Origin of the sequence: Hyphococcus flavus (assembly GCF_028748065.1) — a bacterium.
Lineage (GTDB): Bacteria > Pseudomonadota > Alphaproteobacteria > Caulobacterales > Parvularculaceae > Hyphococcus > Hyphococcus flavus.
In genome coordinates, this window is sequence record NZ_CP118166.1 from 2,927,945 (window position 1) to 2,940,758 (window position 12,814).

Here is a 12,814-nt window from a genome sequence, read left to right on the forward strand (position 1 = left end):
ATCTCCGCGAAAATCAAAGGGGTGCTGCGTCGCAGAATTGCGTTGGAAGACGCCATCCCTATATTCGTCTGATGTTTTTTGAGGAAAAGGGGCGTTTGAGTGAAATTTGCCGGTACGAAAGACTATGTAGCGACAGAAGACCTGAAAGTGGCTGTAAACGCCGCCGTGACGCTGGAACGACCGTTGCTGGTCAAAGGCGAACCCGGCACGGGTAAGACAGTTCTTGCGATTGAAGTCGCCAAGGCGCTTGGGGCCCCCCTTCTTGAATGGCACATCAAATCGACCACCAAAGCACATCAAGGGCTTTATGAATATGACGCCGTCGCTCGCCTGAGAGACGGTCAGCTCGGTGAAGAACGGGCTCGCGATGTAAAGAACTACATCAAGCGGGGAAAGCTGTGGGAGGCGTTTACCGCCGACCAGCGCCCTGTTTTGTTGATTGACGAAATCGATAAGGCGGATATCGAGTTTCCCAACGACCTTCTTCAGGAACTCGATCGGATGGAGTTCTATGTTTACGAGACAGGTGAAACGGTCACAGCGAAACAGCGCCCAATCGTGATCATCACATCAAACAACGAGAAAGAATTGCCGGACGCATTTTTGCGCCGTTGTTTTTTCCATTACATAAAATTCCCCGATCCAGATACCATGTCAGAGATTGTTGAGGTTCATTATCCTGGCATCAAGAAGCGTCTGGTTGGCGACGCTATGAAGATCTTTTACGAGATACGTGAAGTACCCAGCCTGAAAAAGAAACCGTCGACCTCGGAACTGCTCGATTGGTTGAAACTCTTGATGTCCGAAGATTTGCCAGAGGAGATCCTTAGCGAACGTGATCCGCGCAAGGCTATACCTCCGCTGCACGGCGCACTTTTAAAGAACGAGCAGGACGTCCATATGTTCGAGAGGCTGGCTTTTCTCGCGCGGCGTGAAACGAGTTAGGCGAATTCGCCTCAGCGTTATCAATACCAGCCTAAATTCTTGAATTTTTGCCTTTGAGTTCTTCAATGAAGGCGCTAAAATTAACGCCTCGCAGGACGATTACAGGTCGTTCCCGCGAACGGAAAGACTGACCCATGCCATACACCGACCCCTCACGCGCGGTTGCGCCATTGCAAATTCCTGATGAAGCCAGAAAGCGCATTCGGGTCCTTTTTCTAGCTAAACACGCGCTTTGGGGCGGCGGCCAACATCCTGAAGACGGTAACCACGCGATCTACCACCACGAGGTTCGATCAAGCCTTGAGTCGTTAAACCTGAACCTTCAGATCGCCGACAAGGTTCGTGCGCTATACGAAAAACCGGAAGCGGATTTTGTGTTTCCGTTGCTAAACCGCATCGGGTTCATGAATTCGGAAATGATGATCCCGCTTCTATGCAATATGCACGGCATTCCCTATGTCGGCGGCAGTCCGATCATCCGCGGATTAGGGGACGACAAAGACCTCTCTAAACTTGTTGCGCAAAACGCGGATGTTCCGACAGCGCCCTGGGCCTGTTATCGCCGCGGCGCGCCGGTGCAGGAACCAGATTGCCCCAAAGCTGAACGCTGGGTGATTAAGCCAAACGCATCTTCCGCGTCCTGGGGCATCTCTGACGCATATAACTGGCCGGATGTCGCTAACGCGGTCGCTGACATTCATGCGCAGGGACATGACGCCATCGTCGAGCCCTATCTAGATGGCTATGACGTTCAGGTTCCTTTTATCAGCGTTGGCGGGCCAGCAATGCTTCCCATGCTGATTTATGAGCGTGAAGATACATCTCGTCTATGGACCTACTATGAAAAACGCGATCTTGTACCGAATACGGAAAAAAGCACGCTCAAGGTTTTTGACGACCCGGAATGGGCGCCGAAGGTTGCTGAACTGGCGAACCGTGTCGCCCGCCGGTTCGAGCCGTTTGACTTCGGCAGGCTAGAGTTTCGCCTTGATCGCAATGCGGGGGAAATCAATTTCATTGAGATTAATCTGAACTGCAATCTCTGGTCGGAAAAGGTGATCGGCAAAGCCGCGAGTTATGCTGGGTTCACCCACCCGCAGCTTATGGAAACCATTCTGGCCGACAGTATGCGCCGTAACGGCCTGATCAGCCTTTGATTTCCGGGCTGCGGGCGCGCCTGCCCTTTCCCCGTAGCCAAAAAGTCCGTAAGCTCTTCGGGTTGTTCTGCGTAGAGGGGTAATCGGGGCATGGAAGGTCTTTGGGGCGCGCTGCCCATATTATTGATTTTGCTGTTCTTTATCATGCGCGGCATCAGCGCGCGCCAGCAGCACACCGAACTTGTCAACAAGTTCTCCAAGATCCAGCGCAAACGCAAAAGCCGCATTATCGCGATTGTGCATCGTCAGGAGCCCATGGGCCTGCTTGGCATACCCATGTTGCGCTATATCGACTTGAATGATGCCGAAGATGTTCTCGATGCAATCAGGAAAACGCCATCGAACAAGCCGCTTGAGTTAATTTTGCACACGCCCGGTGGGTTGGTGCTTCCCGCCGTGCAGATAGCCCGTGCGATCAAGGCGCATCCCGGCAAGACGACTGTCTTCGTCCCGCACTACGCGATGTCGGGGGGCACGCTGATCGCGCTTGCTGCTGATGAGATTGTTTTGAGCCAGCATGCGGTTTTGGGCCCGATCGATCCGCAAATCGGGGGCTTGCCCGCCGCATCCGTTGTTCGGGTCGCCAACGAGAAGCCTATACAAAGCACTGAAGACTATACGCTTGTGCTAGCCGATGTCGGCGCAATGGCTATTACGCAGCTTCAAAAGATCGCTCGTGAGCTATTGACCGGAACGGTTTCGGAAAATGCAGCGATCGGCATCTCCGAACAGCTTTCGTCCGGTCGTTGGACCCATGATTATCCTATTGCCTATGGCGAAGCCCGAGAGCTGGGCCTTAATGTTTCCAACGATATGCCGAAAGATCTGATGGAGATGATGGCGCTATTCCCGGATTCCCTAAGACGCACAAAAAGCGTCAAGTATCTTGAAGAAGAGCCGCATGCAGCTACTGCCGAACATCGCGTGACGCTGACCGGCTATCAGCCGCAACCTGGCGCGAGAAGTTACAGCTATGGGCCCTGGAACCCGAAAGAGTTGAAAGCGCAAGCCTCAGACAAGACTGATCGCAAACCATTCTGGCGTCGAGGCGACAACTGATCCCATTCTCTTACTTAAAGTACTCAAACCTGTCAGGAAGTTTCATGCTATTTCGTTTTTTCACCGCTCTTGCAACACCGTTGCTGCTGCTTGCTTGCGCCAGCGCTCCCCAAACAGAACGGCTGGCTTTTGCATCTTCCGCACATGATCTTCTTGGCCTTGACGACCTCTCGCGCGTTTCCATACTTCAGAAATTTTCATTCAGGCAAGCAACTCTTGATGTTTCTGATACGCCGCTTAACGCGTCCACAGATACGAAACTGTCTCAACATGAAAGCATTGCCGGCAATCTCAGCGCGAGTGAAAAATCCTTTCGCAACATAGAAGGTAAAGAAGCCACAGCTTCGTACTTTGTCAGAACCCAAAACGCCCTGCCACCGGCGGGATGGAGCGATGTAGACAACAGATACACCCATCTGGAGAGCGGGCTTGGCTGCCCTTACGGCATTCAGATTTCCGAAGATACGCGCGTTTTCGTGCTCGAACGCCTTCTGCAATTCGACGATATCGGACGTGACGTCGGATGCCATTACGTCGCTAATGACAACAGCGATATGATCACCGTTTTCGCCAGCTATTGGCCGGAAATCACGTTGGAAGATCATGCCGCCAATGCTGGCGCAGCAATCTATCAGACTTTTGACGTTCAAGGCCCTGCGTCAGTTTCAATTGCGTCGCCTCAAGCCGGTGATGAAAGCGCCGAAGTGGCGGCTTTGTTGGACGGTATCGAAGAACCAATCGCTGGTGGTTTTGACATTGGCGAACGCAACGGCGTGAGCTACAAAACTTCAATCTGGCTGGTCAAAACATTCGGCTGGCATGTGAAATTGAGGGCGACGTATCCCTCTGCCGACCAGACAGCGGAAATGCTATCGGCTATTCACTTTATGGCGTCGCATCTTTCCGTTCGCGCCAAAAACCTGGAAGAGCCAATCGCACCGGGCGTTGAGGTATAATTCAATACAGGAACTCCGCCTCTTCCGGCACGCGGGAGAAAGCGATCTTCGCACCGAGGTAGTTCAGGTCGAGCCCAGCCTGGCTTGCCAGCATCACATGACGATGCGCCGGTGGGAGAATATTGTCGCGGATGTTTCCAAGCCTGCGAAATTTTGAATCCGGGTCGGCGTTAATCTGGTCAATGGCGCGCCAAAGCGCGGCGCGGCGGCCATCCCCGTGTTTCAACTCTGGTTCTTCAAAAAGATCGAATTGTTCGACACTCGCATCCCCCGCTTTTGACAACCCATGAAGGTAAACCGTTACACCGCCAAGCCGGCCCGCCGCTAACTCCTTTCGCCGATAAGCGAGGAATTCACCCCACATGTCATCAAGCGATTTCAAAAATAGATAACTGTCTTGAGAATGTGAAAACCGCCGCGCCTTCGCCCAGCCGCCATCCGGGCGAAGCCGGATCGAAAGGCTTAAAGAAGATGCAAACATGTGATAATGACGAAGCCGGCTGGCGGCTTTCAATAACAATGCGCGCGCCACAATCCGCGCTTCGTTTGGCGCTTCATGCTCGCGCGACAAAACCCGGCTATGACCGATCATGGACTTCTTGGTTGGCGGCTCGTCAACTTCAAAACCGTGCAACTGGTACCAGAAGCGTTCGCCCTGCACTGACCCCCATATGGCGCGGGCGCGTTTGGGTTCAATGTTCCAGAGCGCGGTAAAATCCGTAATCCCTGAACGGGCAAGACGCGCCGCTACGCCAGACCCCACACCGGGAATATCCGTGAGCGGCATGTTTGCCAGCGAATGCGGGAGGTCTTGCAACTCAAGTACAGTCAACCCATCCGGCTTGACCCGTTCCGCCGCAAGCTTGGCGAGAAGTCTGCTCGGCGCCAGTCCGATTGAAGAACGCAATGCCGGCCCGACATTTTCAGCGAGGCCGCGTTTGACGGCTTCGGCCGTCCTGATCGCTTTTTCCTTCTCGCGTTCAGAACGGGACAAACGAAAAGCCGCCTCATCGACGGAATAGACTTTTTCAAGCGGCAGATGCCGTTCGATCTCAGCCATCAGAAGTTTATGAACCTGGACATACCGGTCATGGCGTGCGGGCATGACGGCAATATCAGGACAAAGCTCTCGCGCTTCGCTTATTTTCGTACCCCGTCTTATCCCAAAGGGGCGTGCTTCATAACTTGCGGCGATCGCACTCGTATGCTCGGACTTCAGGGGAGACACGATGACCGGGCGGCCGCGCAGTTCTGGATAGTCATGCTGCTCAACGCCAGCAAAATAGGCGTTAAAATCAATAAACAGGTAGGCAAGCCCGTCTACAGGCCGGTAGCTTTTCACATTCCCTGACCGGTCTCTCAGGCTATCGATGTTCTCCACCTGCGGCATGAGAACAAATATAGAACATTTATACGGAGGCGTCTATACGCCTTTGATTTCTACATCAGGCCGCGAGCTGCAATCTCTATGCGGGCCGCCGCGCCATAAAGGGTCGAGGCCTCCCCTTCGGTTTCGCTGGCGGTGAGGCTTTCGAACACGCCGAGTGCAAGCGCGATCTGTTCCTGCGCCATTTCGATGGCCTCAACCGCATTGATATCGGTGGTCGAAATACCTGAAAGGATTTCGCGGGATGCGATCAGAAAACCGTACGCATCCTGGTATTCATGTGCGTTTGAAATGGAACCGTTGTCCTCTACGCCAATGTCGAATTCATCACCGGCTGTGCGAACGATTTGCGAGATTGAAAGGAGTTGCTGCGCGACACTTGATCCAGGGGCATGCGAATTTAACTGTGTGATCACAGCGCTGTAAGGTTCCGTGACTTCACCGCCTACTTCTGCGGCGTTTGCGAGTGTAGTAAGCTCGTCAGCAAAGCCGGAGAGTCCGCGCGCTGCAATTGCTGGAGCGAGAGAGGCGTAAAGCTCGCTTTCTGGGTGCTTGACGTGCATGAGCGCCATCGTTGTTTCGCCACCCTGATATAACTCATAAAATGCAACAAGGTGCCCACGTACCAGACCGAGGAGTCTAAGGTATTCAATATCATCCGTAGCGGGATCTCCACTGGCTACAGCGCCTTCGCTCTCGCCTTCGCCGCCTTCACTTTCACCCTCGCCTTCAGATTCAGCCGAAAGCCCTTCGCTCTCACCTGATGCAGCGACGGGTGTTCCTTCGCTTTCGCCTTCGGCCCCTTCGCCTTCCCCTTCGCCGCCGCAACCAGCAAGACTAAGCGCGCTTACAGCAGCAATTGTTGAAAGACTTGTCATCAATTTCAGGCGTCTGGTCATCTTGCCCCTCCAATCATTTCGACCTCATGCTATAGGAACCGCAACTAGATGCAAATGATTCTTAACTGGGGAAATAGATGCTGTTGCAGATCGACAAGATTTTGTCCGCGCCAGAGTGTGAGGCGATTGTTAGTGCTGTGGGCGATCCTGCGCTGTGGCGCGATGGAAAAGAAACAGCAAAGGGCGGGGCGAAGTCCGTAAAATCAAACACGCAGGCTGCCGCCAGCGCGCCGCCCGTTAAAGGCTCGGTCAGCAAAATTCTCGATACTCTGCGTGCACACCCGGTTTTTCAGGCAGCCGCGCAGCCGGCCGATTTCATTCGCCCAACGATCAACCGCTATAGCCCAGGCATGTCATATGGCGATCATGTGGATGCGCCATACATTAACAATCTCCGCACCGATCTTTCCTTCACGTTATTTCTGACCGACCCGGATACATATGCGGGAGGCGAACTCGTCATCGACAACCAAGGGCATGAAGACAGAATAAAAGGATCGGCCGGCAGCCTCGTTCTTTACCCTTCATCCTCCGTTCACCGGGTTGACGAAGTGACGACAGGCGAGCGCATCTGTTGTATTGGATGGGTGAAAAGCCGCATCCGCTCGGCTGAACAACGCGGCCTTTTGTTTGAGATAGAACAGACCCTGGCTGACTTGCGTGATGTGAACGCGCCAAGCCAAACACATAATCGCCTATTGAACGTCAGGAATAATTTGCTCCGGCTATTTGGCGAATAATTCTGGCGCCGTGTAGAAATCGCGCAGAATTAAACGTCTTGGTTTATACAAAGCGCGGATATGCGCGGATCAGGAGGTTACCTTATGAAAGTCATGTTGCTGGCCAGTGAAGCGCCAGAAGATTTCGCCTTACGCGACAACAAAGAAAAATTCGACGCCTATATGGGTGAATGGTACGCCTATGGCGACGCCATGACAAAAGAGGGCGTATTCATCAGCGGCGCGCCGCTTGAACCGCCGTCGTCGGCGACTGTCGTTTCTGTTCGCAACGGCGTTCGCAAGGTCGAGGACGGTCCCTTTCCGGATGCAAAAGAACAGCTTGGTGGCTTTTTCATCATCGATACGGCCGACATGAACGCCGCCGCCGATTGGGCTGCGCGGTGTCCAGCGGCGAAGAACGGTGTTGTTGAAGCCAGACCAGTCATGGAATACGAGGGAGAAGAATAATGAAGTATCTCTTTCTTCTCTATGATGACGAAAATGTCTGGGACGAAATGCCTGAAGACAAGCGTAATGAGATTTTCGGATCCTATATGGCTTATTCTGAGGCCTTGAAAAAATCCGGCGCGTTTATCGGCGGCGAACCGCTGGTCCATTCGCGAGAGGCGAAACGGGTGCGTCAGACACAAGTGCAGGACGGCCCTTTTGCCGACGGAAAAGAGCAACTCGGCGGATACTACATGATCGACGCTAAAAATCTTGACGAGGCGCTGGACTGGGCAGCGCGTTGTCCGTGTGCGGAGCTAGGTCATGTTGAAGTCCGCCCTGTCTGGAATATCGAAGGCTAAATCATGGCTGACGCGCGGGCGATTGCCGAAGAAACCGCCCGCGCATCCTACGGCCGTTTGCTTGCATGGCTATCCGCAAGAACCGGCGACGTAGCGGCGGCGGAAGATGCCCTTGCCGATGCGTTCCGCGCCGCTCTTGAAAACTGGCCGGAAAAAGGTCTGCCGAACTCGCCCGAAGCATGGATTTTAACGACAGCGCGGCGAAAGCTGATTGATCAAGCCCGAAAAAACAAAACACGTGTGGAAGCGGTTTCAGCACTCCTGCTTGCAGCAGAAGAAACTGAAGATGAGGCGAATTCTGAACGCTCCATACCCGATAAGCGCCTGGAACTCATGTTTGCCTGCGCACATCCAGCCATAGATGCGAGCGTCCGTACCCCTCTTATGCTTCAGACTGTGCTCGGCCTTGATGCGGCGCGTATTGCCTCAGCCTTTCTGATTTCGCCAAAAGCCATGAGCGCCAGGCTGGTGCGCGCGAAACGCAAAATAAAAGACGCCAGGATCCCGTTTGAAACGCCGGCGATCGAGGTGTTACCCGAACGCATAAACGCTGTGCTTGATTCCATCTACGCCGCTTTCGGTACCGGCTGGAACGATTTTGACGGCGCGGACGAAGGATCAAGCGACCTTGCTCATGAGGCCATATTTCTCGCAACGCTACTCACAAAGCTCGCACCTGATGAAGCAGAGGTCTGGGGACTGTTAGCTTTAACGCTACACGCTGAGGCTCGGCGCGAAGCACGCAGACATAACGATATTTATGTGCCGCTTGAAGAGCAGGACGTGAGAAAATGGGGTTTGTCCTTTATTGAGAAAGCGGAAGAGGCGCTGGCGCGCGCATGGTCTTTAAAAAAACCGGGCCGCTATCAACTTGAGGCCGCCATTCAATCCGCCCATGCGAATTCGCGCCTCACAGGCAGAGACGTTTCTGAAGACGTCGTTCTTCTTTACCGGCGACTACTGGAAATTGCGCCAAGTCTAGGTGCTCACGTTGGTTTTGCGGCGGCACTCGCCAATAGCGGACAGTACAAACAAGCACTCAACTGTCTTAATCTTCTGGATGATGCTGAGATCACCAACTACCAACCTTTTTGGGCTGTTCGTGCGCATATTTTGATGAGCCTGGGGAATACAACTAAAGCGTCGGCCTGTTATGACCGTGCCATCGGCCTTGCATCTGACGCATCCGTCAGACGCTTTCTTCAGGAGAAAAAACGCCATTTAGTTGTTGGAAACTAGAACCAGTAGCTCTTACCTAGGCGTTGAATAAACAAAGGCGTGCTCGAGGGAACCATTTCGATATCCCATTCGACAACATCACTCAAAGATGCGGAATAGGACTGAATTTGTATGGCGTAGCCTTTCGCCTCGATCCGCACCCATAATTGCGCGTTTTGCGAGCGGGCAGGAACGCCGGCATGAATCACAAGCGAATTGCCGCTTTGTCTCACAGTCCCGCCAGTTGATTTAAAAAGATCCCAGGTCTGGTTCGTGTCTTCGTTATGTAGCCTGCCGCGCAACTCGCCGCGGCGGATCATCGTGCTCACTTGATCAGAAATACCATTCGGAAAATTGATAGTCAGATGTACGTCGTACATCGACGGACCATCACGATCCTGCACCAGCGTTACCGTTCCTTGTGGCGAATAGCTTGCTTTATGGACTTTCGCTTCGACTGAGGCTTCCCTCGTGGTCGAAACCGTCTCCAACCCCGGCAAAGTATCATTGATGCCTTGCAGCCCGCTGGCGAGATTTGCCGGCACTGCGGTCATCAAGACAGCGAGCAAACCAAAACCTTGCGCAAATGCGCCTTGCCTGGTGATCGGCTGAAAATAAAATACGGAGCCTGCGCCGACCATAGTCATGCCCACAACGACCATCCATAAGGGAATGTCGGTAAAGCCAAGAATACTACCGAGCTGTACGACCCACTGGTTGATTGTGAAAAGCGCCGATGCTTCTCCGGACTGTTGGTAATCCGTAACGAGCGCCGCAATAATGCCAGCTGAGCCCGATAAGGCTAATCCCATCATGTCACCGGCTGTGAAATTTCCTGGCGTTTTAACGCCGCGCTTTACACCATACGGCATCCAACTTCTCCCTCGCGTGGATATCCCCAAACTGAGAGTTAACCACAAAAATGCGAAAGGATTAAGGCGCCAAATGGGATGGCCATATTTGTGTTATTCCGCCGCCCAGTCTTTTTTGGGACGCAAACCGCCAAAATCAACGTCGAAAAGGTGCTCCAGGCTGGATCGATCCAAGCCTTTCTTCACGTAATCGTGCGCAGTCATGTTCAACGCTTTAATCGCCACGCGCTCGATCTGTAGACCATTTCCGCTCTCGGCAGGCGTCACATCGACGTCTAATAGATTGATGCAACACAGATCCTGTTCAAAAGCAGAGATCGTAGCGAGCCCGCCGCCGCAAGCCCAACCAAGAATTATCCGGTTAACGCCTTCATGAGCGACAACCAGGGCGGAGCGCCAAATATGGCCGAGAACCAAGTCCTCCAGAGCGGACGTTATTCGGCCCTGAGCTTCTGAAAAAGTCTCCCCATCGGGAAGAAACCGTGCGCCGGGGGCGTCCGCCTCGTCAAAACTGTAGGCTAACCGCGCAGCCAGCTCTTCACGGCTTGTGGCCTTGATCCAACCGCTTTTGACCTCCTCAAGGCCTTCGAAAGCCACCAGATCAGGCGCTGAGTGGTTGCTCGACAGGACTATTTTCGCAGTCTCGCGCGTTCGGGGAAGGCCCGAATAAACCGCCATGTCAAAATGAGCATGCTGCAGCGCATGGCCGGCTGTTTGCGCCTGTTCACGCCCTTCCTCTGTCAGCGGCACCTGCCTCGGGTCGGTCAGGTCCGGTGCAAAATAATCCACATGCCCATGCCGCATGAGGTAAATTCGCCGCCTTCCCGAACCCTTCATCGCCTAATCCCTTAACCATAAATGGAAATATCCGCCGCCTTAGCGAAAACCATGACAAGACACCAGCTTCTGGAAAATTCTTCTGAAAGGCTCGCTTCACGCAGCAACGGGTGATAAAGTCACGCATCGTGTAGTTTGGGGCCAAGAGGGGTTATCAAGGGGCAATGGCGTTGCGTTCGCCGATTTATCTAGCCGGGGCGTTTTTGGTCCTGGCGCTTGCCTATTCCGCCTATTTTAATGTTGCTGTCCGGGTAGATCCAGCAGCGGCGCAGGCGCGATTCGACTGGCTTTTAGAACATAATGCGCAAAAGCGCGCTGCAATCCATGGGGAACGCGCCCTGAGGCTTCGTTCCCATGAAGGCGAAACAGCGGAAGACCTTGCGGCCACCATGCTTCAGGTCGCGGATGCACAGTTTGCACGCAAGAAGTATGAACGCGCGACAGTGCTTTATCGTGACGCCCTGGCCACAAATACAGCTCGCACCTATTCCGACCGAAAAAGAGCCCGTTACGAAGACAAACTCGCAAATGCGGCGTTGTTATCCGGCGATATAGAAACCGCCGTCGCAATATACGCTTCTTTCCTCGAACTGGCAGGCGATGATGCGTCTCGCGGCATTGGCGAAGATCCGGATGCATTGAGCTCCTATTACGTTTCGAGAGCCAGCGCCGCGGGCAGTCTGTTTGCAGAAGCCGTCAATTACGCACGCCCTTATATTCCCTCAACAGGCTCTCGCGAAGAACAGCTTGCTGTTGCGAATCACATGGCGTCTCTTGGCGCTTTCTTCACTATGCAAAATGATGGCGCCTATGCCGCAGCCGGGTTGCTGTCATCGGCCTATCATATACGCGAAAAACTTCTCGGTGGCGATCATCAGGATACTGTCCAATTAACGCTGGTCCTTGGGCCGGTTTATACAAGTATGGGTCGTCTCGATGACGCCGAAAAACTTTACCTCGATGCATTTCACGCTCAGGAAGAGGTTAAAGGCGCAAACAGCCCTGATCTCAGCCTATACATCAAGTTGCTGACAAGCGTTTATGAAAAACAGGGCCGCTTGACAGAAGCACAAGCATTACAAGAACACATGCGGCGTTTGTTCAGGGATGCTTTCGGCGCCCAGCGCTATTCGGCCAATCAGGAACGCGACCGGCGCGAAGACATCAACCGCCCAGTTTCCCAAAACTTTGTTCTGCAATCAAACTATGCACCGGGCGATCTCGTCTCCGCTGCTGAATTCTCCATTCCAACGAGCAAATCTCCCAACATTGATGAAATGAAATTACGGCTAGCCGGCGATCAAAACGCTGATCCTCGTGAAGCCAACATGCCGGCCCGCCTGGCGCAATTGATTTCCTTGTGTCGGTCAGAATCCGGCGAACGTATTTCGTTGCGATCTGGATATCGTTCTTACGCTACGCAACGTATTCTTTATGAACGCAATCTCGACCGAGGCACGGTTACACCGCCGGGGATGTCCGAACACCAGACGGGGCTTGCCGCAGATATTAATGTTAACGACCGGTTCATGCGCCAAAGTGATCGGAGTTTTCAGTGCTTTGAAGAAAACGCTTATCGGTTTGGTTTTATTCTGTCCTACCCGCCTGAAAACAATTACCTGCCAGGCGATGACCCTTATGAGCCATGGCATTGGCGGTACGTGGGCGTTCGAACCGCGCATCTTTATCGTGAAGCCGGGCCGCACCATAAGCCTCAGGAGTTTCTTGCCGCACTGCCATGTTATGAAGAACGCGCCGCCAATGGAATTTTCCCGACCATTGGCGAAGAAGACATCTGTCTTTCAAGCAAGCCATTAACCACCGTTTCGTTGAATGAATCTGTTGAGACTCAACCTGAAGATGAAGGCGATAATTCGGCCCGTATCTTGAATAAATTACCGGTAACGCGCCAGCCGCGTCGATAATAATGAACGGCTCTTACGCCGAATGCCGGAT

13 protein-coding genes are annotated in these 12,814 nt (G+C 53.4%); 9 read left to right on the plus strand and 4 right to left on the minus strand.

Annotated features, from left to right (window positions below; translation table 11 throughout):
• Positions 1-99: 99 nt before the first annotated feature.
• The 4 genes from PUV54_RS14030 (at position 100) to PUV54_RS14045 (ending at position 4,117) form a co-directional block, all read left to right on the plus strand.
• A complete protein-coding gene (locus PUV54_RS14030) occupies positions 100-945 on the plus strand; it encodes an AAA family ATPase (RefSeq protein WP_274492892.1) in 846 nt (281 codons plus the stop codon).
• A gap of 134 nt (positions 946-1,079) precedes the next feature.
• A complete protein-coding gene (locus PUV54_RS14035; RefSeq protein WP_274492893.1) occupies positions 1,080-2,102 on the plus strand; it encodes a D-alanine--D-alanine ligase family protein in 1,023 nt (340 codons plus the stop codon).
• A 90-nt stretch (positions 2,103-2,192) separates the two neighbouring features.
• Positions 2,193-3,161 (plus strand): SDH family Clp fold serine proteinase, encoded by a 969-nt coding sequence (locus PUV54_RS14040; protein ID WP_274492894.1) that lies wholly within the window; start codon positions 2,193-2,195, stop codon positions 3,159-3,161.
• A gap of 44 nt (positions 3,162-3,205) precedes the next feature.
• On the plus strand, positions 3,206-4,117 hold the full coding sequence (locus PUV54_RS14045; RefSeq protein WP_274492895.1) for a hypothetical protein: 912 nt from the start codon (positions 3,206-3,208) through the stop codon (positions 4,115-4,117).
• 1 nt (position 4,118) lies between these two features.
• On the opposite strand, the gene PUV54_RS14050 is transcribed toward PUV54_RS14045, so the two are convergent.
• A complete protein-coding gene (locus PUV54_RS14050; protein WP_274492896.1) occupies positions 4,119-5,507 on the minus strand; it encodes a Y-family DNA polymerase in 1,389 nt (462 codons plus the stop codon).
• Positions 5,508-5,557: 50 nt separating this feature from the next.
• Complete coding sequence (locus PUV54_RS14055; protein ID WP_274492897.1) at positions 5,558-6,403, minus strand: hypothetical protein; 846 nt, start codon at positions 6,401-6,403, stop codon at positions 5,558-5,560.
• A 77-nt stretch (positions 6,404-6,480) separates the two neighbouring features.
• On the opposite strand from PUV54_RS14055, the gene PUV54_RS14060 reads away from it, so the two are divergent.
• The 4 genes from PUV54_RS14060 to PUV54_RS14075 all read left to right on the plus strand — a co-directional run bounded on the left by PUV54_RS14060 (position 6,481) and on the right by PUV54_RS14075 (position 9,170).
• Positions 6,481-7,143, plus strand: a complete 663-nt coding sequence (locus PUV54_RS14060; RefSeq protein WP_274492898.1) for a Fe2+-dependent dioxygenase — start codon at positions 6,481-6,483, stop codon at positions 7,141-7,143.
• A gap of 84 nt (positions 7,144-7,227) precedes the next feature.
• The gene (locus tag PUV54_RS14065) at positions 7,228-7,590 is read left to right on the plus strand and encodes a YciI family protein (protein WP_274492899.1); all 363 of its coding nucleotides are present in this window, start codon (positions 7,228-7,230) and stop codon (positions 7,588-7,590) included.
• Positions 7,590-7,931 carry a YciI family protein gene (locus tag PUV54_RS14070; RefSeq protein WP_274492900.1) on the plus strand — a complete coding sequence of 114 codons (342 nt, stop codon included), beginning with the start codon at positions 7,590-7,592 and terminating at the stop codon, positions 7,929-7,931. The genes PUV54_RS14065 and PUV54_RS14070 overlap by 1 nt, the downstream gene beginning before the upstream one ends.
• Positions 7,932-7,934: 3 nt before the next feature.
• Positions 7,935-9,170: an RNA polymerase sigma factor gene (locus PUV54_RS14075; protein WP_274492901.1), complete on the plus strand. Its 1,236-nt coding sequence runs from the start codon at positions 7,935-7,937 to the stop codon at positions 9,168-9,170.
• Here the strand turns inward: PUV54_RS14075 and PUV54_RS14080 are convergent.
• The gene (locus PUV54_RS14080) at positions 9,167-10,021 is read right to left on the minus strand and encodes a hypothetical protein (RefSeq protein WP_274492902.1); all 855 of its coding nucleotides are present in this window, start codon (positions 10,019-10,021) and stop codon (positions 9,167-9,169) included. The two genes, PUV54_RS14075 and PUV54_RS14080, sit on opposite strands and share 4 nt — an antisense overlap.
• A 93-nt stretch (positions 10,022-10,114) precedes the next feature.
• Positions 10,115-10,858: a histidine phosphatase family protein gene (locus tag PUV54_RS14085; protein WP_274492903.1), complete on the minus strand. Its 744-nt coding sequence runs from the start codon at positions 10,856-10,858 to the stop codon at positions 10,115-10,117.
• 164 nt (positions 10,859-11,022) lie between these two features.
• Between PUV54_RS14085 and PUV54_RS14090 the strand changes: the two genes are divergently transcribed.
• Positions 11,023-12,783: a D-alanyl-D-alanine carboxypeptidase family protein gene (locus tag PUV54_RS14090; protein WP_274492904.1), complete on the plus strand. Its 1,761-nt coding sequence runs from the start codon at positions 11,023-11,025 to the stop codon at positions 12,781-12,783.
• Positions 12,784-12,814: the final 31 nt, after the last annotated feature.

What these genes read in the sequence shown, in the direction of transcription:
- PUV54_RS14035 (WP_274492893.1), top strand. Translation starts at nt 1,080, where the DNA reads ATGCCATACACCGACCCCTCACGCGCGGTTGCGCCATTGCAAATTCCT.
- PUV54_RS14040 (WP_274492894.1), top strand. Translation starts at nt 2,193, where the DNA reads ATGGAAGGTCTTTGGGGCGCGCTGCCCATATTATTGATTTTGCTGTTC.
- PUV54_RS14045 (WP_274492895.1), top strand. Translation starts at nt 3,206, where the DNA reads ATGCTATTTCGTTTTTTCACCGCTCTTGCAACACCGTTGCTGCTGCTT.
- PUV54_RS14050 (WP_274492896.1), bottom strand. Translation starts at nt 5,507, where the DNA reads ATGCCGCAGGTGGAGAACATCGATAGCCTGAGAGACCGGTCAGGGAAT.
- PUV54_RS14055 (WP_274492897.1), bottom strand. Translation starts at nt 6,403, where the DNA reads ATGACCAGACGCCTGAAATTGATGACAAGTCTTTCAACAATTGCTGCT.
- PUV54_RS14060 (WP_274492898.1), top strand. Translation starts at nt 6,481, where the DNA reads ATGCTGTTGCAGATCGACAAGATTTTGTCCGCGCCAGAGTGTGAGGCG.
- PUV54_RS14065 (WP_274492899.1), top strand. Translation starts at nt 7,228, where the DNA reads ATGAAAGTCATGTTGCTGGCCAGTGAAGCGCCAGAAGATTTCGCCTTA.
- PUV54_RS14070 (WP_274492900.1), top strand. Translation starts at nt 7,590, where the DNA reads ATGAAGTATCTCTTTCTTCTCTATGATGACGAAAATGTCTGGGACGAA.
- PUV54_RS14075 (WP_274492901.1), top strand. Translation starts at nt 7,935, where the DNA reads ATGGCTGACGCGCGGGCGATTGCCGAAGAAACCGCCCGCGCATCCTAC.
- PUV54_RS14080 (WP_274492902.1), bottom strand. Translation starts at nt 10,021, where the DNA reads ATGCCGTATGGTGTAAAGCGCGGCGTTAAAACGCCAGGAAATTTCACA.
- PUV54_RS14085 (WP_274492903.1), bottom strand. Translation starts at nt 10,858, where the DNA reads ATGAAGGGTTCGGGAAGGCGGCGAATTTACCTCATGCGGCATGGGCAT.
- PUV54_RS14090 (WP_274492904.1), top strand. Translation starts at nt 11,023, where the DNA reads ATGGCGTTGCGTTCGCCGATTTATCTAGCCGGGGCGTTTTTGGTCCTG.